Source organism: Streptococcus toyakuensis, assembly GCF_024346585.1.
In the GTDB taxonomy this organism is placed as follows: domain Bacteria; phylum Bacillota; class Bacilli; order Lactobacillales; family Streptococcaceae; genus Streptococcus; species Streptococcus toyakuensis.
Genome location: NZ_AP024523.1, coordinates 712535 through 736496, shown reverse-complemented (window position 1 = coordinate 736496; position 23962 = coordinate 712535). Strand labels below are relative to the sequence as shown.

At 41.0% G+C, this 23962-nt stretch carries 21 protein-coding genes; 2 read left to right on the top strand and 19 right to left on the bottom strand.

The window, feature by feature from the left end; translation table 11 throughout:
- Positions 1-10 precede the first annotated feature (10 nt).
- The 13 genes from STYK_RS03840 to STYK_RS03780 form a co-directional block, all read right to left on the bottom strand.
- Positions 11-1321 (bottom strand): LCP family protein, encoded by a 1311-nt coding sequence (locus tag STYK_RS03840; protein WP_261805274.1) that lies wholly within the window; start codon positions 1319-1321, stop codon positions 11-13.
- Positions 1318-2166 (bottom strand): prephenate dehydratase, encoded by an 849-nt coding sequence (pheA, locus tag STYK_RS03835; protein WP_261805273.1) that lies wholly within the window; start codon positions 2164-2166, stop codon positions 1318-1320. Before pheA ends, STYK_RS03840 begins: the two co-directional genes overlap by 4 nt.
- Positions 2163-2639 carry a shikimate kinase gene (locus tag STYK_RS03830; RefSeq protein WP_261805272.1) on the bottom strand — a complete coding sequence of 159 codons (477 nt, stop codon included), beginning with the start codon at positions 2637-2639 and terminating at the stop codon, positions 2163-2165. Before STYK_RS03830 ends, pheA begins: the two co-directional genes overlap by 4 nt.
- The gene (gene aroA, locus STYK_RS03825) at positions 2632-3915 is read right to left on the bottom strand and encodes a 3-phosphoshikimate 1-carboxyvinyltransferase (protein ID WP_049499658.1); all 1284 of its coding nucleotides are present in this window, start codon (positions 3913-3915) and stop codon (positions 2632-2634) included. The genes STYK_RS03830 and aroA overlap by 8 nt, the downstream gene beginning before the upstream one ends.
- A 121-nt stretch (positions 3916-4036) precedes the next feature.
- Positions 4037-5188 (bottom strand): TPM domain-containing protein, encoded by a 1152-nt coding sequence (locus tag STYK_RS03820; protein WP_070527096.1) that lies wholly within the window; start codon positions 5186-5188, stop codon positions 4037-4039.
- A gap of 17 nt (positions 5189-5205) precedes the next feature.
- The gene (locus tag STYK_RS03815; RefSeq protein WP_070527092.1) at positions 5206-5775 is read right to left on the bottom strand and encodes a LemA family protein; all 570 of its coding nucleotides are present in this window, start codon (positions 5773-5775) and stop codon (positions 5206-5208) included.
- Between the two features lie 345 nt (positions 5776-6120).
- Positions 6121-6459: a YlbF/YmcA family competence regulator gene (locus tag STYK_RS03810; RefSeq protein WP_261805271.1), complete on the bottom strand. Its 339-nt coding sequence runs from the start codon at positions 6457-6459 to the stop codon at positions 6121-6123.
- Between the two features lie 10 nt (positions 6460-6469).
- The gene (locus STYK_RS03805; RefSeq protein ID WP_261805270.1) at positions 6470-7573 is read right to left on the bottom strand and encodes a prephenate dehydrogenase; all 1104 of its coding nucleotides are present in this window, start codon (positions 7571-7573) and stop codon (positions 6470-6472) included.
- A 9-nt stretch (positions 7574-7582) separates the two neighbouring features.
- Positions 7583-8749 (bottom strand): chorismate synthase, encoded by a 1167-nt coding sequence (gene aroC, locus STYK_RS03800; RefSeq protein ID WP_261805269.1) that lies wholly within the window; start codon positions 8747-8749, stop codon positions 7583-7585.
- Positions 8750-8758: 9 nt separating this feature from the next.
- Entirely contained in the window at positions 8759-9826 is a 1068-nt protein-coding gene (aroB, locus tag STYK_RS03795; protein ID WP_049542903.1) for a 3-dehydroquinate synthase, read from the bottom strand.
- An 18-nt stretch (positions 9827-9844) separates the two neighbouring features.
- Positions 9845-10699: a shikimate dehydrogenase gene (locus STYK_RS03790; protein WP_261011189.1), complete on the bottom strand. Its 855-nt coding sequence runs from the start codon at positions 10697-10699 to the stop codon at positions 9845-9847.
- Positions 10689-11366, bottom strand: a complete 678-nt coding sequence (gene aroD / locus STYK_RS03785; protein WP_000767765.1) for a type I 3-dehydroquinate dehydratase — start codon at positions 11364-11366, stop codon at positions 10689-10691. Before aroD ends, STYK_RS03790 begins: the two co-directional genes overlap by 11 nt.
- Complete coding sequence (locus STYK_RS03780; RefSeq protein ID WP_261805268.1) at positions 11363-12526, bottom strand: class I SAM-dependent rRNA methyltransferase; 1164 nt, start codon at positions 12524-12526, stop codon at positions 11363-11365. The genes aroD and STYK_RS03780 overlap by 4 nt, the downstream gene beginning before the upstream one ends.
- Positions 12527-12675: 149 nt before the next feature.
- On the opposite strand from STYK_RS03780, the gene STYK_RS03775 reads away from it, so the two are divergent.
- Positions 12676-14793 (top strand): LTA synthase family protein, encoded by a 2118-nt coding sequence (locus STYK_RS03775; RefSeq protein WP_261805377.1) that lies wholly within the window; start codon positions 12676-12678, stop codon positions 14791-14793.
- 548 nt (positions 14794-15341) lie between these two features.
- Here STYK_RS03775 and STYK_RS03770 read toward each other — a convergent pair.
- Both STYK_RS03770 and STYK_RS03765 read right to left on the bottom strand, forming a co-directional pair.
- Positions 15342-16976, bottom strand: coding sequence for a hypothetical protein (locus tag STYK_RS03770; RefSeq protein WP_125411208.1), 1635 nt, complete (start codon positions 16974-16976; stop codon positions 15342-15344).
- The gene (locus STYK_RS03765; RefSeq protein WP_084923975.1) at positions 16957-17706 is read right to left on the bottom strand and encodes an ABC transporter ATP-binding protein; all 750 of its coding nucleotides are present in this window, start codon (positions 17704-17706) and stop codon (positions 16957-16959) included. The genes STYK_RS03770 and STYK_RS03765 overlap by 20 nt, the downstream gene beginning before the upstream one ends.
- Positions 17707-17883: 177 nt before the next feature.
- On the opposite strand from STYK_RS03765, the gene STYK_RS03760 reads away from it, so the two are divergent.
- Positions 17884-19338 carry an alpha-amylase gene (locus STYK_RS03760; RefSeq protein WP_261805267.1) on the top strand — a complete coding sequence of 485 codons (1455 nt, stop codon included), beginning with the start codon at positions 17884-17886 and terminating at the stop codon, positions 19336-19338.
- 89 nt (positions 19339-19427) lie between these two features.
- Here STYK_RS03760 and alaS read toward each other — a convergent pair whose 3' ends face one another.
- The 4 genes from alaS to STYK_RS10325 form a co-directional block, all read right to left on the bottom strand.
- Entirely contained in the window at positions 19428-22046 is a 2619-nt protein-coding gene (alaS, locus tag STYK_RS03755) for an alanine--tRNA ligase (protein ID WP_261805266.1), read from the bottom strand.
- Between the two features lie 21 nt (positions 22047-22067).
- The gene (locus STYK_RS03750) at positions 22068-22553 is read right to left on the bottom strand and encodes an LURP-one-related/scramblase family protein (RefSeq protein WP_125431121.1); all 486 of its coding nucleotides are present in this window, start codon (positions 22551-22553) and stop codon (positions 22068-22070) included.
- Between the two features lie 435 nt (positions 22554-22988).
- Positions 22989-23609, bottom strand: a complete 621-nt coding sequence (locus STYK_RS03745; protein ID WP_261015236.1) for a tetratricopeptide repeat protein — start codon at positions 23607-23609, stop codon at positions 22989-22991.
- A gap of 97 nt (positions 23610-23706) precedes the next feature.
- Entirely contained in the window at positions 23707-23904 is a 198-nt protein-coding gene (locus STYK_RS10325; RefSeq protein WP_253275431.1) for a hypothetical protein, read from the bottom strand.
- Between the last annotated feature and the right edge of the window lie 58 nt (positions 23905-23962).

Here is a 23962-nt window from a genome sequence, read left to right as displayed (position 1 = left end):
TTTTTCTATCTTATCTCATTCCCATTTGAGATAGCTTGGTTTGATATTTATTTTGGTCTACTAAGAGTGCCTGTCCTCCATAAACATCATAGGCATCGACCCAATCACCTAGTTCTGGAACTGTTAATCTCTCAATACCATTTTGCGCTCCATCTAGGAAGGATAAACCATTGGTCAATAAGAAACTATAAGGAACATTCGTAGAGGTCATGCCAAAGACCTTACCAAGTGCTTCTGATCCAGTAAAGAGTTTGGTTGGATCCTTGAGTTGCTGCAGAACAGCTGTCAGCACTTGCTGTTGTCTCTTGGTACGACCGTAATCACCTTCATCATCATCACGGAAACGTGCATAATTGAGCAAGGTTGAACCGTTCATCTGCTGTTTCCCAACTTTAATAGTCTGGGTTGGTGACTCTGTTTCCGTAGCATGTAAATCATCTCCGACTGTAGCTTCGGTTAAAGGTTGACCTTCTAAGGTTGAGAATTTTGCATCAATCGTCACGCCATCAGGGAAGAGAGTGTCAATAGCAGTTGCGAAGGCCTGGAAATCAACCAAGGCATAATACTTAATATCCAAGTCAAAATTGTCTTTTAGGACTTTTCGGACCATTTCAGCCCCTTTTTGGCCTTCTTGTTCCCCTAGTTCATAGGCCACATTTAACTTATTATCAGACTGCTTTCTACCGTTAATGACTTGGCTATAACCATCTATATAAACCAAATTGTCACGCATAAAGCTGACCAGCTTAATTTTCTTATCTGAGCCTCCAACATTTAATACCATAATAGAGTCTGTTCTCGTCTCAGCACTGTTTTGGCCAATCCGTCCATCCGTCCCCATAATCAAAATATTGACCCCATCCTTGGTATCTTGACCATGAAAAACTTCTACTTGAGCTGCCTTAGCATTGGCAGGTTTGGTTGGATCCGCATTTGAATAACCTTTTAGGAACATAAAAATCATACCAAAACCAACACAGGCTAGAAGAGCAAGCAATCCTGCAAAAATGCGCCCCCAACGAATCTTACGTTTCTTGGACTTAACCTTTGGAAGAGAATGGCTTTTCTGGTATTTTTTTGCACGACTACGGTTACCATAGGATGGAAGAGGAGACTGATTGATTGGTTCCATGAAAGACTCTTCCATATCATGATTTTCACTATGAATTTCTGGTGAAGCTTCACTACCACTAGCCATATTTAACTTACCTTGCAGGTAAGCAAACTCTTTTTTCTCTCGCTCATTAAGGTAATGAATATTCTTAAAGAGATAGTCATAACGCAACTGCTCGTGATGACTTAAAGGATTTTCTTTACTCATCTTCTCTCCTTTCCATGGTCTGATATTGGATAAATAGGATAGGCACCCAGAACCTTATACTGGATTCCGATGGCTTCTAATTCTTTTTGGGCAAAGTGGACTAAGTCCTTATCGGCATAATCCACATCGATAATGAAAAAGTATTCACCCAGTGCTGTCTTGAGTGGACGACTTTCAATTTTTGTCAGGTCAATTCCTCGCCAAGCAAAGGTCGAAAGAGCCTTGTAAAGTGCACCTGGAAGGTTGTCAGGTAAGGTCAGGGCCAAACTCATTTTCTCCCTTTGTGCTTGCAAGGGAATAGAAGGCTTTTTAGCTCCCAAAACCCAGAATCTTGTGAAATTGGCTTCCATTTCCTGAATATCCTCGGCAATCAGTTCCAAGCCATATTCTTCAGCAGAACTTCTAGGTGCAATGGCTGCAAAGGGCTGGTCTGGATGTTCGGAAATAAAACGGGCCGCATAAGCTGTACTAGCTGTTACCTCGATTTGAGCCTCTGGATATTGTTCATCGATGAATTTCTTTCCTTGAGCTAAGGCCTGTGGATGAGAAAAAATCTTTTCAATCTTAGTATGGCCTGGAACCACCATCAACTGCTGATGAATAGGCTGAACGATTTCTGCAACTGCTTGAATGCGAGCCTGATGAAAAAGGTAGTCCAAGGTTTCATGAACACTACCCTCAATAGAATTTTCAACTGGCACCACAGAATAGTCCACCAAGCCTTGCTCATAGGCCTTGATGACATCTGTAATGTTGGCAAAGGCCTGCAATTCCTCCTGAGGAAAAGCTGTCTGCACAACGTGGTGTGAAAATGATCCCTTGGGACCTAGATAAGCAATTTTCATCTCAGTTCCTCTATAATTTCCTCTGGGCTTAACTCGGTCACATCCAAAACCCGATTAGCTACTTCCTCATACCAAGCCTGTCTTTCTTGAAAAATAGCTGCAAGTTCTTCCTTGCTATTATTTAGAAAAAGCGGACGCTGATTGTCCTTATCTGCTGATATGCGCTGGTAGAGGGTTTCAAAATCAGCTTTCAGATAGATATTATCAGAATTTGTCTTTAGTAAGTCACGATTTCGCTGAGAAATAACCACTCCTCCACCAGTTGACACAACTTTGTCTCTTTGTAGTAACTCAGCTAGGATTTCTGACTCTACCTGACGAAAGGCCACTTCGCCCTTTTCAGCGAAAAAATTCGCAATGGACATACCTAGGCGCTTCTCTATCAGAGCATCCATATCAAGGTAATTAGGGTCCAAGCCTCTTGCAATAGTCGATTTGCCAGCTCCCATAAATCCTAGTAATACCTTAGCCATGAATCAAGCTCTCCAAATCATCAAAGAAGCTAGGATAGCTGGTATTGATGGCCTCTGCACGATCAAGCTCCACTTCTCCATCAGCAACCAAGAGGGCCGCGATAGCCGTCATCATGCCGATACGATGGTCTCCAAAAGTATTGACTCTAGCACCGTGAAGGGCTGATTTTCCTTTGATAATCATTCCATCTGCTGTAGGTGTGATATCCGCACCCATGCTATTTAAAGCATCTGCCACCACCTGAATGCGGTCTGTTTCTTTGACTTTAAGTTCCTCAGCATCCTTAATAACTGTTACACCTTGAGCTTGGGTCGCAAGTAGAGCGATAATGGGCAATTCATCAATCAAGCGTGGAATCAAAGCGCCACCAATCTCTGTTCCTTTTAAGTCAGAAGACTCAACAGTCAAGGTTGCAGATTTAGCGACTGGGTCAATTTCAGTAACTTCTAATTTTCCACCCATGGCGCGAATGACATCAATGATACCTGTACGCGTTTCGTTGATGCCCACATTTTTAAGCACCACACGAGAGTTTGGAACAATCAAACCTGCGACCAACCAAAAGGCTGCACTGGAAATATCTCCTGGTACGACCACCTTTTGTCCAGTCAGTTTTTGAGGCCCTTGGACTGTGATTTTCTTGCCGTCCACACTTAAATAACCACCAAATTGTTGCAACATATCTTCAGTATGATTACGGGTGCATTCTTTTTCGATAATAACGGACTCCCCCTGGGCCTGCAAGGCTGCAAACATCAAGGCTGACTTGACTTGGGCAGAGGCAATTGGCAACTCATAATGAATAGGTCTTAGGTTTTTCGTCCCTTGCAAACGCAAAGGAGGCAGGTCTCGTGCAGTTTGCCCTGAAATGCTGACGCCCATTTTTTTCAGTGGAATAGTCACACGGTCCATAGGACGTTTGGAAAGACTGTCGTCTCCGAACATCTCTACTTCAAAATCTGCACCAGCAAGGACACCTGAAATCAGACGAATCGAGGTTCCAGAATTTCCCATATCAAGGGCATTTTGCGGCGCTTTTAAGCCATCCATGCCTACACCTTGAATGGTAATAACCCCATCTTTGTCCTCAATTTCAACACCAAGGTCACGAAAAACCTGCATGGTCGAAAGGACGTCTTCGCCACGTAATATATCATAAACCTTGGTCTCACCCTCAGCCAAACTTCCAAAGATAATGGAACGATGACTAATAGACTTGTCACCTGGAACTCGGATACTGCCGTGTAAGTGGCGAATGTTTGTTTTTAGTTTCATACTAGACCTCATACTTGCAATACTTTTACCTATTTTATCATAAAAAGCCAGAAATTCCTTAAAAATTCCTGACTTTAGGATTGTTATTTTCTTATTTTAGCAATTCTTTTTCATTTTCAATTTACCAACTATCTGAAGAACCACCACCATCAAATCCACCGCCACCCCAATCATCTGAAGACCAAGATGAACTAGAACTACCAGAATCATATCTAGAGGAAGAAGAATCTGACTGTGCTCTTTGTGAAGCATAGTAGCTTTTTGTGAGCTCGGAAGTCCAAGAAGCATTCCTCACAAAATCGTTATCGTTTGGGTAGAGTTTCCCCTTCCCATTATAAGAGTATTGAGAGCGATTGAGCCTATCTAGTTGCTTTCTTTCAACTTCTGCGTAGTATGCTTCTATAAGTAATGGAGTCCAAGTGTCATTAGGTAGAAAACCTTTTGAGTCTGGATATAGCTTGTTATATCCTTCGTACTGATATCGAGACCTAATTAAACGCTTATTTTTTTTATAGTCAGATTTACGTTCTTCAGTCCACGTATCGTTAGGTACAAAGTCAAGAAAATCTGGATACAACTTGCCCTTTCCCTCGTAATCATACTTAGAAAAGCGGCGTCTTTTTAAGTAATGGAACCAAGTTTCTAAAAGTGCATAAACCAAGAAAAATAACATCATGTACTTAAAGCATACCTTAAGGATTCTCAAAATTATTACTACATATTGTAAACTTTTTGGAAGCCGAGTTAAACTTTCTGGAAGCCGAGTATTTTTATTCTTATTTTCCTTCTTGTTTATGATTTCAGCTTTTCTAGACTCCGCTTTAGAAATGCCTACTAGAATTCTGTTAAGGGCATCAGTATATTTCCCTTCTTTCATGTATGGCTTAGAATCATTTAGTAAGGAACTGGCCTTAGAGTCAGTAAGCCAAATTGCTGCTTCGTTGGATGTTTCAATACGAAACTTCCTATCTTTTATAGCAATAGCAATTAGAATTCCACTGTTGGAATCTTGTTTCCCAACTTTCCATTTGCGTGCAACCTCATTGGCTACCTCTTCGATGCTGGAACCGTCCAGAGTATCTACAATGTAAATACCTACTTGGGTTTCACTTCCAGCATTCATACTCTCTAACGTTTCTGCAACACTAGTGGTTAAATAACCGTTAGGATCGTAAATACCATTTAAAGGACGATCTGGAACAGCTATATTAGCCGCAACAAGAGGCATAAAAAAGAATAAAGGGGCAATTAAGAGTAAAAGTAACTTTTTCATAGGGATACCCCACAAGACTAATCAGTTAAATTGACTTTAGGGACAACCTTTGCATCTTTCTCTGCTTCAATTAACTCAGCTCTTTGGAAACCAAACAAACTAGCTATCACACTAGTAGGAAAACGTCTAATGGTCTTATTATATTCTGTTGCAGTATCGTTATAATCTTTACGAGCGACAAACAAACGATTTTCAGTTCCCTCAAGCTCTGAAATTAGAGAAGACACTTGTGTATCAGCTTTTAACTCCGGATAATTTTCTTGAACAACTAGCAATCGAGAAATAGCTGACGTTAATTCGCTCTCCCCTTCACTTTTTGTTTCTTTATTTCCTGAGCCAATCTTAGAACGAGCATCCGCAATCTTTGTAAAGATGTCTTCTTCGTGCTTCATATATCCTTTTACAGAATTTACAACATTTGGAATTAAATCAGCTCTACGTTGAAGTGCCACTTCAATCTTCGAGTTAGCCTGTTTCACAGATTCCTCTTTGCTAACAAGACTATTGTACGAACCTGCCAACACTATAATACTGATGAAGATAATTCCTACAGGAATTCCTATTAGAGCAATTAATTTTTTTGACATATTTTTTCCTATTTTCTATTGTTCATCATTTATCTACTATTTATCGATAATAAAAATTTCATTCTCTTTCATAATTGTTTCTATATTTATTATCTCATCAACAATTTCTAACTTATCAATTGAAGTAGAAAATAACAGTTATAAACTTTCAAATTCATTTTGTATTATAGTTATGATTTTCAATAGCCTATTTAATTTGTTTTGTATTTTGTTTATTAGTAAAGACATTCATCCCCACAGTCATTCTTAAACGAACCACGCTAATAACTCTAACTAATACAGTAGTTATCAATAATAATCATACGCTTAAGAAAATACCTATAAGTAATGAACAAAATAATGTTCTTATTTTAGCAATTCTGAAACTGGTTCGAAAACAATTTTTTCAATGTCAGAAAGATAAATGGCCAATTGTTGTTGCTTAGTAAAGAATTCTGATAAGAGGCTATTTCCTTGAATCTGTTTACCAAAACCTTCCATCTTAGCTTGAAAGGAAGCGTCTGGCATTTGACCTGTCTGGGCTAGTCTTTGAATTTCCTCTTGGAAAGCAACATATTCTGTAAAGATTTTGCTTGCCTCAGAATCTGCTGAAATCGCATCTTTAGCTGTTTTAACAGCCTTGTATTCTGGTAATTCGCGTAGACCGCGACTAAGTTCGTTTGCACTATCGTAAATATTTGACATGATTTTCTCCTTATTTGACAACGACTGTGTAGTCGGTATTTTCTGTTATGAGATGCTCGGCTCTTTCCAAGTCTTGAGCGTTTTTAAATGAAATTTGTAGGATCCCGTGAATATCCTCACGGTTTTCCTCATTGATGTGAATATTAACCAAGGAAGTTCCACGTAGCAGTTCCAAAATCCGCAGGATGACGTTTTCTTCATCGGGAACGTCAACATAGAGATCATAAGAGCTATCCACACCACCACGCTTATGAATTTCCATGGCCTGCCGTTGCTCACGCGCTTGGTTGAAAAAGTTCCAAATCTGCTCTTCATCTCCCTTGCTGATAGCTTGTCCAACCTCATCTAAACGTTCCTTGAAATCCTCAATGCGGTCTAGAATAGTCTCACGATTGGACAAGAGAATGGACGTCCACATACCTGGCTCGCTTTCCGCAATCCGAGTCATATCTCGAAAACCACCTGCCGCAAAGCGCCTTGCCATCTCATGTTCTTGAGCATAGACCGCGGTCTGTTCCATGAGACTGGAAGCCAGAATATGAGGAAAATGGCTAATCTGAGAAGTCACCCGATCATGCTCCTTGGCATCAATCTCGATAAAACGGGCATGAAGACCTGAAAGCAAGTCCCTCATTTCCTCAAGCGTGTCCTGACCCGTCAGACTCGAAGGTGTAAAGATATAATAGGCATTTTCAAAGAGATTGACATCTGCAGAAGCAGCCCCTGTCTTGTGACTACCAGCCATGGGATGGGCCCCGACAAAGCAAACAGATTTGCCAGCCAAATACTGTTCCGCTGCATCCACAATAGCTGACTTGGTCGAACCAGCATCTGAAATAATGACGCCTTCTTTCAAGTCCAAGTTGGCCAATTCCTTAATAAAGGAAATGGTTTGTTTGATTGGCAAGCTAAGGATAATGATATCTGCCAAAGGAGCAAAACTGGCAAAATCATCCGTTGCACGGTCAATCATGCCTTCTTTCAAGGCAATATCTCTCGAAGCTTGACTGCGATTATAACCTAAAATTTCATAATCTGGATGATCGCGTTTAATCCCGAGGGCCATAGAGGCTCCAATCAATCCAAGACCTGCGATATAGACTGTTTTTGCCATAGGAACTCCTTAATAGTTCTTTGTATAGTCTCGGTGTTTAGCTACCGCTTCTTTTAATTCCTCTAGATTATCTGATGAGAATTTTTCAAGGATTTCTTGTGCCAGAACCGTTGCCACAACAGCTTCCATAACTACACCTGCAGCTGGAAGAGCGGTCGGATCACTTCTTTCAACAGTTGCCTTGTAGGGTTCGTGGGTTTCAATATCCACACTCATGAGTGGTTTGTAGAGAGTAGGAATGGGCTTCATAACGCCACGAACAACGATAGGTTGTCCATTGGTCATACCACCTTCAAAGCCGCCCAGATTGTTAGTACGGCGAGTATAGCCGTCTTCTTTAGACCAGAGAATTTCATCCATGACCTGGCTGCCTTTACGGTAACCTGCTTCAAAGCCAAGACCAAATTCTACCCCTTTAAAGGCATTGATAGAGACAACTGCTTGGGCAAGTCTGGCATCTAATTTTCTGTCCCATTGGACATAGGAACCAAGACCAACTGGAACACCTCCAACGACTGTCTCCACAACCCCACCGATGGTATCACCGTCACGTTTGATTTGGTCAATGTAGTCCTTGATTTCCTGTTCCCGTTCTTGGTTGACAATAGAAACTTCAGACTGGGCAGCTCTTTCCTTAATCTCAGTAACTGTGAGATTCTCAGGAACATCGATTTCCTTGCCACCAAAGACTACGACATGGTTGGCAATTTCCATATCCAGCTCAGTCAAGAGGCGTTTGGCTACTGCGCCAACTGCCACCCGCATAGTTGTTTCACGAGCAGATGAGCGCTCCAAGGAATTACGCAAATCATCAAAACGGTACTTGATGCCCCCAACCAAGTCGGCATGACCTGGACGTGGATGGGTGATTTTCCGTTTGCTTTTAAGGCGGTCTTCAATGTCCTCCGCAGACATGATATCCAGCCATTTCTGATGGTCCTTATTGACGACATCCATAGTAATGGGAGCCCCAGTAGTCTTCCCATGGCGAACACCCGAAGTAAAGACAACTTGGTCACTCTCAATCTTCATACGACCACCGCGGCCATATCCACCCTGACGACGTTTCAAATCCTCATTGATGTCCTCTGCTGTCAAGGGAAGTCCAGCTGGAATTCCCTCAATGATAGCCGTCAGACGAGGACCGTGTGATTCTCCTGCTGTTAAATATCTCATACACTCTCCTTATTTTACCAAGTAGTCTTTCATCTCTTCCAGAGAAACTGGGTGAATAGTCGCTGAACCAAGCTCTGGTACCAAGACCAATTTCAAGGTATTGCCACGCGCTTTCTTGTCATGAGTCAAAGCTTGATAAAGCTTATCTACATCCCAGTTTTCATAGTCAACAGGCAAACCAAACTTCTGGCACATCTCTGTGATAGATTGGGTAATACCAGCTGGCATAAGGCCTTTTTCCTCAGCTACCTTGGAAATCTGAACCATGCCCATGGCTACAGCCTCTCCATGCATGACCTTGCCATAACCGGCAGTCGCTTCAATAGCATGACCAATAGTGTGGCCAAAATTGAGGTAAAGGCGAACACCATTGTCCAACTCATCCTCAACTACCATCTTGCGCTTGACCTGACAAGAATGTTCAATCAAGGTCTCTGCATGTTCCAGAATGCTCTCCACAGAACCATCCAGCTCTGCCAAGAGAGCCCACAGTTCTGGATCCTCAATCAAGCCGTACTTGATGACCTCTCCCATCCCTTCAATCAACTCTCTTTTTCCGAGCGTTTCAAGGACAAGCGGATCGATCAGAACCCCATCTGGTTGGGCAAAGGTCCCCACCATATTCTTAGCAAATGGAGTGTTGACACCTGTCTTTCCACCGATAGAAGAATCCACTTGGGCTGTCAAACTAGTCGGAATCTGAACAAAATGAATACCTCGCATATAGGTAGAGGCTACGAAACCAGCCAGGTCCCCAACGACACCACCACCAAGAGCCACGATTCCATCGCTACGAGTCAGACCTTGCTTGACTAAAAATTCATAGACTTTCTGGACAGTGGTTAAATTCTTTCTTTCTTCCCCTTCTAAAAAGTCAAAAACTGCTACCTGAAAACCAGCATCTTCTAGGCTGAGCTTGACCTTCTCCGCATAGAGAGAGGCTACATGGTTGTCTGTTATGATAACCACTTTTTGTGGTTGCCAGAGTTCTCGCAACCATTGACCAGCCTGAGCCAGACAACCTTTTTCAATCTGAATATCATAAGGATGATGAGGAATATCGATTCTGATTTTCATAGGAGAATCTCCCTTTCTTTATTGGTATTTTTCTGTTAAAGACTGCCAAATTTCTTCTGTCGGCATTTCCTTGCCTGTCCACAGTTGAAAAGCTTCTGCAGCTTGATAGAGCAACATTCCCAGACCGTTGACCGCTGGATTGCCCTGCCTTCTGGCCCATTTCAAAAATGGTGTTTCAAAGGGTTGGTAAATGATATCTGCTACTAAAAGAGTTTCTGGTAAGACTATGCTTTCAGGAACTGGAGAGGATTGACCATCCATCCCTACACTAGTTGCATTGACCAGTAAATCCGACTCAGCAATCCTTGCTTGCAGTTCAGGAACATCTTCTAAAGCAGACAGGTCCACCTTAAAACCTGTCTGCTCCTGTAACTTGTCTAGGTATGGTCTTGTTTTTTCCATGGAAACTGAACGAACAAAGACTGAAATCTGACTGACACCATCCAAAATAGCCTGTGCCAAGATTGATTTAGCCGCACCACCTGCACCAAGCAGGGTCATCTTTTTACCTGAAATTGTAAAAGAAGGCAAGCTCTTAAAAAATCCCTTGCCATCTGTATTATATCCAATTAAATTGCCATTCTCATTGACAACCGTATTAACCGCACCAATCAAGCGCGCTTCGTCACTCAATTCATCCAAATAAGAAATCACCTGCTCCTTATAGGGCATGGACAAGTTGATGCCAAACATCTGGTAGCGACGAATATTGGCCACTGTTTCTGCCAAGTCACCCGCTTCAATCTCCCAAGCCACGTAAGCACCATTGGTAGCTGTCGCCTCAAAGGCGCTATTGTGAATAAATGGGGAAATAGAATGCTTAATAGGATTAGCAACAACGGCAGCTAAACGTGTATAGCCATCAAGCTTCATCCAAAATCTCCCGAATTTTTTTCATGTTAGCTAAGGAAATCTGACCTGGAGCACTTGCCTCATCTAGACTAGCAAAAGACCAGCTAGAACCCGTCACATCCGCAGTGATACGAGAGACCTTGCCCACCTTGCCCATAGAAATGGTCACATATTCCTGCTCAGGATTGAGGGTTTTAAAGCCTCGTGTATAGTTCATCAAGTCTAGCACATCCTGCTCCGTGTGAGCCATCACCGCAACCTTAACAAGTTTTGGATTTAGGCTCGTCAATTCTGACAAGATCTCCATCATATTTTCAGGTGTTTCTTGGAAATTGTGGTAACTCAAAACGAGATTGGGAAAGTCCAGCATTTCCTCAAAAACATCCTTGTAGCTATAGTACTCAAAATCAATATAGTCTGGTTGATAGAGTTGTGCCACTTCCTTGATTAGATGGATATATTCTTCTGGAGAAAGGTCGATTTCTCCCCCTTCAGAGCGAGTTCGTAGCGTGAAGACCAACTCACGACCTGCGAATTTTTCAAAAATCGCTGGAGCCACCTGCAAAATCGCTTCCTTAGGCAGATAGTCGGCACGCCATTCAATGATGTCGGCATCCAGGTACCTCGTGGCATCCAGAGCCTGGGCCTCCTCTAAACTTCTTGGCATTACTGAAACGATTAATTTCATTTACTAACCTTCATACTAATCACCTTGAGGTAATTACTACTTTCATCTTTTTTATTATAGGCGAAATCTGCTGGAAGACCGTATTTGTTTAAAATCTGGTAACTTCTTCCTGCAAAGCCTTTATCAATTTGTTCTGTAAATTTCTGGCGGGAAACATTGGCAGCATTGGTACTAGCAATGATAATCCCTCCCGGATTTAAAATCTCAAGACTCTGGGAAATCAACTTGTGATAATCCTTGGCCACAGAGAACGTTTGTTTTTTGTTCCGAGCAAAGCTAGGCGGATCTAGGACAATCACATCATAGGTCAAGTCTTTTCGTTTGGCATACTTGAAATACTCAAAAACATCCATGACTATAAAACGATGGTCGTCTATATTGATTCCATTTGCCTGAAAATGCGCTTGAGACAATTCTCGTGAACGTTTAGCTAGGTCAACCGAAGTAGTCTGGCTTGCTCCTCCCATGGACGCAGCTACTGAAAAGGCTGCTGTGTAGGAAAACATATTGAGCAAGGATTTACCCATAGCCAACCCATCCACTAGACTACCACGAACCTCGTGCTGGTCTAGGAAAATCCCTGTCATCAAGCCATCGTTCATAAAGACTTGATACAGAACACCATTTTCCAGAACAGTGAAAAAGTCAGGTGCTTCTTGACCATAAACATGGGCAGATTCATAGTCCAAACCCTTAAAGCGTATCTTCTCATAGGCCCCTAACACCTCAGGAAAAACCTGTCTAAAAGCTTCTGAGATAAGCTTGCGAATCTGATAAACATAAGAGTTATACCAAGAAAAGACAGCATAGTCGCCATAAAGGTCCACTGTCAGACCACCAAAGCCATCTCCCTCTTGGTTGAAGAGACGAAAGGCAGTTGTCAATTCGTCTTGATAGTAGGCTTTTCTCTTTTCTTTAGCTTGTCTAAACAGTGCTTCAAAGAAAGCTTGATTGAAGGTCACCTTGTCTGTGCTAACAAACCAGCCCAAGCCCTTGTTTTGCTGAGAAAGGTAGGCAGTACCAAGAAAGTTTCCATCTTGACTATGAACTTCTACTTCCTGATCCTTGAGATGAACATCTGCAAGATCACTGGCTTCTAGTAAAACTAGTCCCTTTGAAAGCTTTTTTTCAACCCTTTTGCTGACTCTTATTTTATTCATAGTCCCTATTATAGCAAATTTTGTGACAATTCTCAAAAAAGAAACTACCCTTGCTTTTTTACTCTAGTTTTAAAAAATGGTATACTAATACTAATAAAAACTTAGGAAGTAATTGTGTGAGAATCAATTTTAACAAAATCCAAAAAGCCATGGGTACCAGACTGGGTTTTGTCCTAACCCTTTTAATCCTCTATTGGCTCAAAACCTTATTAGCCTATGCCGTTGACTTTAATTTAGATATTCAATTGGGCAAGCTGCAAGGGAATTACCTTGCCTTTATCGCTTTTTTCAATCCCCTTCCCTTGGGATTGCTCCTGCTGGCTCTAGCCCTCTATGCTCGGTCAACCAAGATCTTTTATGGCCTGAGTATAGCTATTTATAGCCTTTTGTTCATTTGGCTTTATTCCAATATCTTTTACTATCGAGAATTTAGTGACTTTATCACGGCCAATACCATGAAAGTGGTCAGCAAGGTATCTGTTGGTACTGCGGAACTAGAGTTACTGCGCTTTTGGGATTTTATCTATTTTATGGATTTCCCACTGCTGGCTTATCTTCTCTATAAAAAGATCATCCAGCTGGACAGGAGACCTTTCAAATTCCGCTCCAGTGTTGCTATCACTGCTCTCTCAGCCCTGCTCTTTTCTGCTAATCTTTTCTTGGCTGAAATCGAACGTCCCGATCTCCTATCGCGAGGATTTTCGAATTATTATGTTGTCCGCGCCCTTAGTTTGCCAGCCTTTTTAGGCTATAGTGCCAACCAATCCTACAGTGCCAACAAAGAACGTGCCAAGGCCTCTGAGACTGATCTTCAACCTATCACAGACTATATTCAAGAACATGCTGCTAAGCCTAATCCAGACTATTTTGGCTTGGCCAAAGGGAAAAATGTAATTTATCTCCACTTGGAGAGTTTCCAGCAATTTCTACTTGACTATAAACTCAACCTAGATGGAACTGAGCATGAAGTCACTCCCTTCCTTAATTCCCTCTACCATTCGCAAGCAACCCTAGCCTTTTCGAATATCTTTAACCAAGTCAAGACTGGTAAGACCTCAGATGCGGAAACCATGCTGGAGACTGGTTTGTTTGGACTTGACCAAGGTTCCTTTATGGTCAATTACGGTGGGACCAATACCCAGCAAGCTGCGCCTTTTATCCTATCAAAAAATGGCTACCAATCGAGTGCTGTCTTTCATGGTAATATTGGGACCTTCTGGAATCGAAATACAACTTACAAACAGTGGGGCTACCAATACTTCTTTGATGCTTCCTATTTTACTAAGCAAGACAGTAGCAATTCTTTCCAATATGGTTTAAATGATAAAATCATGATGAAAGATTCTATCCAATATCTAGAGCACTTGCAGCAGCCTTTTTATGCTAAGTATATCACGGTGTCCAATCACTATCCCTATGCTAGCAATCTGACAGGCGATGAGCTTGGTTTCCCACTGGCTAAAACCAAAGATGAAACCATCAATGGCTACTTCCAAACAGCTAACTATCTGGATAGTGCTATCAAGGCCTTCTTTGACTATCTCAAAGAAAGTGGCCTCTATGAAAAATCCATCATCGTCATCTATGGAGACCATTATGGCATTTCCAATTCCCGCAATCCTGAGCTGGCACCCTTGATTGGAAAGACTTCTGAGAACTGGTCGAATTACGACAATGCCATGTTGCAACGAGTGCCTTTTATGGTGGTCATGCCTGGCTATGAAAAAGGACAAATCATCAATACCTACGGTGGACAAATCGATATCTTACCGACTCTCGAACACCTCTTTGGTATTGAGTCCAATTCCTTCCTTCAAGTCGGCCAAGACCTTCTGTCTCCAGATCATCAAGAAATCGTTGCCTTTCGGACTGCCAATTCCTTCGTCACACCAAAATATACTAGCTATGACGGACGAACCTACTATACTGAGAGCGGTCTTGAAATCAGCAATCTTGATGAACAAGCTCAAACTGAACTAGAAAGCGTTCGGCAAGCAGCTATTCAACAGCTGAAAATCAGCGACCAGATTCAAACTGGTGATTTGATACGTTTCTACCAAGCAGATCATCTTGGAAAAGTTGATACAGAAAGTATTTCTTACCTCAATTCTTTACCAATTCTGCAAAAGATTGAGCAGGAAAAAGGTAGTCAATCAACCAGTCTCTTTAGCCAACGACAAGGTAAAACCAGTGCTGACCTTTTCAAAGCTCCAAGTTACCAAGAACTCCACCCAGAGTCGGCAGAAACCGAATCAAAATCACAATAAAAAATGCTCTTCCGTCTTGGAGGAGCATTTCTTTTTATAAAATAAAATTCAATGAAAATCAAAGAAGAAACTAGCCTACTACTAGATTGTAGGTAGAGAGGTTGTATCAGCAATATATGTCTGTCAAATTTAGTGACGAAGATAGTAGAAGAAATATGAGGATATAAATCAGCTTCATCAGATATCTGGAAAATTTGATTTTATAGAGAAGCCTTTTGTTACAAACTCAATATACTATCAATAAATAATATTATAGAAGCAACAATAATTATAATTTCACCTATCTGCATAATCCTATTTCGAACTCTAAATATATGTTCTATCAAAAATACTTGAAAAAGACACATTATAGGAATTAACGTTTTTGAAATTGAAAAATATCCAAATAAATAAACTATAAACAACAATAATAGAACTATGTTATATTTCTTATTCAAAACATTCCTCCCTATATTTTTGATTACCAATCTTAATCATTTACAACCACATTCTAACAAACTATAAAAGCGTTTGTCGTATTGAATTTATCAAGCAAGCGACCAACTAGCTCATCTTTTTTCTACTTCTGCTAATATGCGTGACAGGTAGTAACGATAGCTAAAAATAGCAAGACCAAGTAAGAGGATAAGAGCTCCTACTCCCAAGCTGATGGCAAGGATAGTAGATAGAGACCGAACCAAGAATATGCTCACAAGGGCTGAAATCGACAAGATACCACAATAAATTAAGAGTAAAACAATTTTGACTATACCATTTGAACGATTCACTAGATCAGTAATACTACTCCAATTGGTTGACAGATTCTTCACATCCTTAAAATAATGGTGGCAAGAAAGGATGACACTGGCAAGGGTCCAGACTACAAGAAGGTAAATCATCGAAAGGATGGGCAAGCCTAGATATAGAGAAAGACCAAGTAAAATCAAAACTGGTAAAAAGGACTGGACAGCAAATATAATCCAAAATTTCACTTTCACATAGCGAGCAAAGTCAAAAGGTAAACTCTTAAGAAAATCAACATTTTCCCTCTCCAAGGATAAGGCTATTGAATGCAGGCTGGTAATATTGTTATTGACAACAGATATAAAAAGAGCTATAAAAAACAAGGGTAACCAGTATGGAGGATGAATGTCCGGAACTATCTGAGAATCTCGGATGTTGGAAATCAGACCGATCATCATGAGATAAGGAAGGAAAGCACTTGTAAAAAGCACTGTAATCACGCCAGTCCCCTGTCCTAAAAGGGTGAGGTGGTAGCGTAAAACCATACGGAAAAATCCCTTTTTAGTAGTTGAAAGCCCCTCCTTACTGCGACGTTCTTTTTTGACCTTCTCCTCACTATTAAGTAGGATCACATCATAAAAACGAGGCAAAACCTTCTTTTTGGTCAGGTAAAGCAAGAAAAGAGTTAGAATTATCCAAGCGAGCAAACCCAAGATGGCTTCTGTCGAAAAAGGCTCCACTGCTATTTTGTAAAAGAGATGAATAGGATAAAGAAGAGGTGGAATGTCTCTAACTCTGTCAACTATAACTCCAGAAGTCGACTGTAGAAAGAAGACAAATATTAAAGGTATGAGAACTCCTATCCCAATCATCACATTCGAAAAAATAGACTGATACTTTCTGAAGACCGTAGTCTGAGCCAAGAAATGTACTGCCACTACCATCACTAAAGTGACAGAGACAAATAATAAGGTCAAGGACAGTAGCATCAAAGGAAAACCCAGCCAAAGAGAAGGAGTTAGCCTAATGTAGAGGGCTAGAAAATAAGCTAGGATTGGTACAATTCCTGCTAGAGCTGGCAAGAGGACAGACAGTCCTTTAGCAATTATAATCTCTGATTCTTTAAAAGCATAGGGCCTATAAGATGCCAAGTCCTTACTCTCATAAAAGACATTGTAAAATGCAGTGAAAGAAGTTGAAAAAGCAAGCACTAGAAAAATAGCAACCATGAAACTAAAATGAACAGGACTTTCCTCAAAAGGAAAACGAAAGGCTATATTACTAAAAAAGATAAGTAATAAAAGACTGGAAAAAATGTAAGAACTTAGGACTCTAGCGGAAACATTTACTTTTTTTCCAGGATTCTTAGCTTGCTTCTTTCGTAGGTTAGCCAGATTAGCTTCTTGAGATGAATAGAGGATATTGATATCAACTAATTTTTTAATGACCTTGAGACGCATCTGAAACCTCCTCTTTTCTACCAGCAAGGCTAAGATAGATACTTTCTAAAGACTGGTCTGGGTGGTCTTTTCTCAAGTCCTCTACGCTACCACAATAGATCAAATGCCCCTTTTTCAAAATGGCAATCCGATCACAGACTTGCTCAGCTACCTCTAGGACATGAGTTGAAAACAAGACCGTCTTCCCTTTTTGTGCATGTTCCTTCATCATTTTCTTCAAATCAAAGGCAGCCTGAGGATCCAAACCAGTCAAGGGTTCGTCCAAGACCCAAATATCAGGATCAGACAAGAGTGCCCCAATTACAAAGACTTTCTGACGCATTCCGTGAGAAAGGGTTTCAATAACCTGATAACGATTTTCAGCAAAATCAAAAACGTTCAATAGCCTAGCTAGACTAGTCTCCAAATCAGAGCTAGTCAGATCATAGGATGAAGCAATCAATTCCCAAAATTCATTGGCTGTTAAGCGTAAAAATAAGTCAGGCGAGTCTGCTACGTAGCCAATCTTTCGTTTGATAGCCAAGCGATTTTCCGATAACTCCTGACCGTCTACCAAAATACGACCACTACTTGGTGAAATGATACTGACTAGAGACTTTATGGTGGTCGATTTTCCAGCCCCATTATGGCCAATCAAGCCCATAATCTCTCCATTTTCAATCTGCAGATTGAGATTGCTCAAGGCCTCTTTATCACCATACAACTTACTAACATTTTGAAATTCAATCATGAGAAATCTCCTCTCTTTATCTATGTAATTTACTATAATTATAGTGCTTTCATTTTAAAAATCAACATTTTATATAAAATAGTCAAAAACTTATTATTCAGTTTTACGCAAACGTTTGAGCTAACCGATACTTTATGATAGAATAAAGAACAAGATTGACAAGTAAGAGGAAAAATCATGCAAAATCAAACACTCATGCAATACTTTGAATGGTATCTGTCCCACGACGGTCAGCACTGGACGCGTCTGGCTGAAGATGCTCCATACCTAGCTGATCTCGGTATCAGTCATGTCTGGATGCCACCAGCCTTCAAGGCCACCAACGAAAAAGATGTAGGCTATGGGGTCTATGACTTGTTTGACCTAGGAGAGTTCAACCAAAAAGGGACTGTCCGCACCAAGTATGGTTTTAAAGAAGACTATCTTCAAGCCATTCAAGCTCTAAAAGCACAGGGAATTCAACCTATGGCCGATGTGGTGCTCAACCACAAGGCTGCTGCTGATCACATGGAAGCCTTTCAGGTTATCGAAGTGGATCCTGTAGACCGTACAGTTGAACTTGGGGAACCCTTCACCATCAATGGCTGGACTAGCTTTACCTTCGATGGTCGCCAAGATACCTACAATGACTTCCACTGGCACTGGTACCACTTCACCGGTACAGACTATGATGCCAAACGCCGAAAGTCTGGGATTTATCTGATTCAAGGAGACAACAAGGGTTGGGCAAATGAGGAATTGGTCGATAATGAAAACGGTAACTATGACTACCTCATGTATGCCGACCTAGACTTTAAACATCCTGAAGTCATCCAAAATATCTATGACTGGGCTGACTGGTTCATGGAAACGACTGGTGTAGCTGGTTTCCGCTTGGATGCCGTTAAACACATTGACTCTTTCTTCATGAGCAATTTTATCCGTGATATGAAGGAAAAATACGGTGAGGATTTCTATGTTTTTGGTGAATTTTGGAATCCTGACAAGGAAGCCAATCTAGACTATCTTGAAAAAACGGAAGAACGCTTTGACCTTGTTGATGTTCGTCTCCACCAGAATCTCTTTGAAGCCAGTCAAGCTGGCGCAAACTATGACCTTCGTGGCATTTTCACAGATAGCTTGGTTGAACTCAAACCTGACAAGGCTGTAACCTTTGTCGACAACCACGATACTCAACGTGGTCAGGCTCTTGAGTCAACTGTTGAAGAATGGTTCAAGCCAGCAGCCTATACCCTCATTCTCTTACGCCAAGATGGCCTTCCATGTGTCTTTTACGGAGACTACTATGGTATTTCAGGACAGTATGCTCAACAAGATTTCAAAGAAGTCCTTGACCGCCTCCTAGCCATCCGAAAAGATTTGGCCTATGGAGAACAAAATGACTACTTTGATGATGCTAACTGTATCGGTTGGGTACGTTCAGGTGCTGAAAATCAATCTCCAATCGCAGTCCTCATCTCAAATGACCAAGAAAACAGCAAATCCATGTTTGTCGGCCAAGAATGGGCTAACCAAACCTTTGTAGATTTACTTAAAAACCACCTAGGTCAAATTACAATTGATGAGGAAGGTTATGGACAATTCCCAGTCTCAGCTGCTTCGGTAAGTGTCTGGGTAGCCAATACAATCTAATAGTTCATAATAACCAAGCCAGGTCCAATCGGATTTGGCTTTTTTGTAGTCACAAAAAGACCTACCCAAATGGATAGATCTTTATTTTCTTACAATTTACCTGCTACTGCATCCAACAATTCTTGGATTTTAGCTTGATTGCTTCCTCCCGCCATGGCCATGTCTGGTTTACCACCACCACGTCCATCGACGATTGGTGCCAATTCTTTGACAAGGTTTCCTGCATGAAGGTCTTTTGTCTTGCTTGCTACAAGGACATTGACTTTGTCACCGATAGCGGCAACTAGGACAAGAAGATCAGAGTAGTCTTTTTGTTTCCAGTTATCTGCAAAGGTACGAAGGGCACCAGCGTCAGATACAGATACTTGGCTAGCAATGTAACGGTGACCATTGACTTCCTTAACATCCTTGAAGATATCGCCTGCGGCTGCAGCTGCGGCTTTTTCTTTCAACTCAGCATTTTCTTTTTGAAGTTGACGAAGTTGTTCTTGAAGTCCTTCTACCTTGTGAGGTACTTCCTTGACTTGAGGTGCTTTCAAGGTTGCTGCGACAGCTTTAAGAGCATCTTCTTGTTCGCGGTAGGCTTCAAAGGCTTCCTTACCAGTCACTGCCAAGATACGGCGAGTTCCTGATCCAATCCCCTCTTCTTTGACAATCTTGAAGAGTCCAATCTCAGAAGTGTTGCCAACATGGGTACCACCACAAAGCTCGATAGAGTAGTCGCCGATAGTCACGACACAAACTTCCTTGCCGTATTTCTCACCAAAGAGGGCCATGGCTCCCATTTCCTTGGCAGTGTCAATATCCGTTTCAACTGTCTTCACTTCAAGAGCTTCCCAGATTTTCTCGTTAACTTGCTGTTCAATCGCACGCAATTCTTCTGCAGTTACTGCTTGGAAATGCGTAAAGTCAAAGCGAAGGAATTCAACTTCATTAAGAGATCCTGCTTGTGTTGCGTGGTTTCCAAGGATGTTGTGAAGGGCAGCGTGAAGCAAGTGAGTCGCAGTGTGGTTTTTCATAACACGGTGACGACGATTTGTATCAATTGCCAAGGTATATTCTTGGTTCAAGGCAAGCGGTGCAAGGACTTCAACTGTGTGGAGAGCTTGTCCATTTGGTGCTTTTTGAACATTTGTTACAGTAGCCACGACCTTACCTGACTCATCCAAGATTTGTCCGTGGTCAGCTACCTGTCCACCCATTTCAGCGTAGAATGGTGTTTCTGCAAAGATAAGTGAGGCAGTTCCTTCTGATACAGCTTCTACTTCTGCATTGTCCACCACGATAGCCACCAATTTAGAAGACAATTGGCTAGCATTGTAGTTGAAGACACTTTCTACAGTGATGTTTTGAAGGGTTTCATTTTGCATACCCATTGAGCCACCCTTGACGGCTGATGCACGCGCGCGTTCTTGCTGTTCTTTCATGGCTGCTTCAAATCCTTCACAGTCCACGGTCATACCAGCCTCTTCAGCGATTTCTTCAGTCAATTCAACTGGGAATCCATAAGTGTCGTAAAGTTTAAATACATCTGAACCAGCAATGACAGATTGTCCTTTTTCTTTCAAATCAGCTACAATGCCTTGGGCAAAGTGTTGACCTGAGTGAAGGGTACGAGCAAATGACTCTTCTTCGCTCTTAACGATTTTTTCGATAAAGTCACGTTTTTCAAGTACTTCTGGGTAGTAGCTTTCCATGATTTTTCCAACAGTTGGAACGAGTTTGTATAGGAAAGGCTCGTTGATACCCAATTTTTGACCATGCATAGAAGCACGACGGAGAAGACGGCGAAGGACATAACCACGACCTTCATTTCCAGGAAGGGCACCATCACCGATGGCAAATGAAAGTGAACGGATGTGGTCTGCGATGACCTTAAAGCTCATGTTGTCGCCATCTTGGTCATAAACCTTACCAGACAATTTCTCCACTTCACGAATGATCGGCATGAAGAGGTCTGTTTCAAAGTTAGTCTTAGCACCTTGGATAACCGCTACCAAACGCTCCAAACCAGCGCCCGTATCAATGTTCTTGTGTGGCAATTCCTTGTATTCGCTACGAGGAACAGCAGGGTCTGCGTTAAATTGTGACAAAACGATGTTCCAGATTTCGATATAACGGTCGTTTTCGATATCTTCTGCAAGCAGGCGAATACCGATATTTTCTGGGTCAAATGCTTCTCCACGGTCAAAGAAAATTTCTGTATCAGGTCCAGAAGGTCCCGCACCGATTTCCCAAAAGTTGTCCTCGATTGGAATCAAGTGACTTGGATCCACTCCCACTTCAATCCAGCGGTTGTATGAATCTTTATCGTCTGGATAGTAGGTCATGTAAAGTTTTTCAGCAGGGAAGTCAAACCATTCTGGGCTTGTCAAAAGCTCATAAGCCCAAGTGATAGCTTCATCACGGAAGTAATCCCCGATAGAGAAGTTCCCCAACATTTCAAACATGGTATGGTGACGTGCAGTCTTCCCTACGTTTTCAATATCGTTGGTACGGATAGCTTTTTGGGCATTGGTAATACGTGGATTTTCAGGGATAATAGTCCCGTCAAAGTATTTCTTAAGGGTTGCTACACCAGAGTTGATCCACAAAAGTGTTGGGTCATTTACAGGAACCAAACTCACTGATGGTTCTACCGAGTGACCTTTGGTCGCCCAGAAATCAAGCCACATTTGGCGTACTTGTGCACTAGATAGTTGTTTCATATTGTCTCCTTATTTACTTGTTTAATGTGATTGGCTTTCCAGCATTTCCACATAGTCAATCGCGACACAGAGGGAAATGACTAGGTCTGCATAAGCGTCCTCAAGGACCGTTACATTATAGGTAGAGGTCAGATGGAAGAGTTCTTTCTTGATTTCCGCAATCAGCTGATCGCGATCATCCAGCAATTTGAAATCCAAATCCCAGATATTGCCCTCGATACGAAGACCTAGATTATCAAACTCATACTTATCTCGCCAGAAGGTCAACTTCTTACGAATGACAAAACTCGAGCCATCCCGAAGCTGAATCTCAAAACGAGGAAGCAAGGTCAAGATTTCTTTACTGATCTGACTAACCTGTTCACCAGTCGCATCATAGATGGTAAAAGTTTTGGGAATCTTAAAAAATGATCCCTCCACCTGATAGGCAATTTCTCCCCTGTCATCCTTGATAGCGAAGCGTTCGCCTCCAAGACGAAACTTTTGTTTGACAAGAAATGTTTTCATCAACACCTCCAAAAAATCAAAAGACAAGCTCATATCACGAAGGGCGAAAAACCGCGGTACCACCTTCATTCAATGAACTTGTCATTCTCTTATTCTTATGCAATTGTATGATTGAGTAGCATGACTTCCTAGCTTAGATGGCTCGCAGCACCGCCATTTCTCTGGACTAAGACTACTGAAAATCAATTCTCAACTTTCTTATTATAACGTTTTTTTAAGCTTGCGTCAACTGGAAATCATTCCCATTGAATCAGACCAATTACCTGTATCTTTGATTACTCTTTCAGGCGAACAAAATTAGCCAATATAATTGTTGATATTAAACAAATCCAAAATAACATATCACTCTCTCACTTTAATATTATCTAGACTGTCAATTGCATATCTACATTCTTTAAGATAAAGCAAACTAATAACAAAATCTAAATGTAAAAATCATTCATTAATCAATTCCTCAATTTCCTTTATCCCTTCAAATTCTCCAACATTTTCGAAAAGTTCTATAGCTCGTTTGAAATGTGTGTTGGATAATTCCGTATCTTCCAAGGCTAAATAGATCTCACCTAACCCTCTATAGCTACAAGCTTGAGAAATCACATCATCCGTCTCTAAAGATTGTACCAATGACAGATTCATGAATGTAAGAGCCTCATCAAGGTTGTTTAATTTTAATCTCACATAACCTTGTTCGTAGTTATTCACAGCTTTCTTTAAATTATCATTTGGAAAATGCTCTTCAACTATCTTCTCTTCATCTTCAATGAGTTTTAAAGCCTTATGAAAATCACCCTGATCTCTGTAGATCATAGCTAATTGATGTAAGCCAATGTGTTCATTTTCTTTATCTTCATTTTGTTGCGCCAATAAAATGTATTTCTCAAAGATATGGGTACATGAAACATAGTCTTTTTCTGCTAACAATAAATATCCCATCAAATTTAAAAGACTAAAATCCGTACAGGTATCAATGGAAAAATCTTGCTCAACTAACTTTTTAGCTTCTGATATTTTTCCTTCTAGAAACAAGTTCCAAGCTGTATCAATTTTAGAGTCCATCTATTTCCCCCTTCAACTACAAACAACCTTCATAAAATAGAATCACTCAACAAGAATATATTATTCTCTATCTATTGAGGATTAATCTTATAAACTATTAATCTGCATTAAAATAATCATAAACCTCTTTAAAGAGAGTCGGCAATATTCCTTGTTCTTCTTTGTCTAAATTATATTCAGAAACTAGCTCATCCATATAGTCAAATACAGTGAAATGTTTTTTTATTCCATTCATAACAAGCGCAAATTTCAAATCATTAAGTTCAGTTTTATTAAACTCTTTTAACTTCTTCACATCAATTCTAGTGATTGGATGAGAAATACCATCTAGAGTACTGTAAATCGTTTTTCCT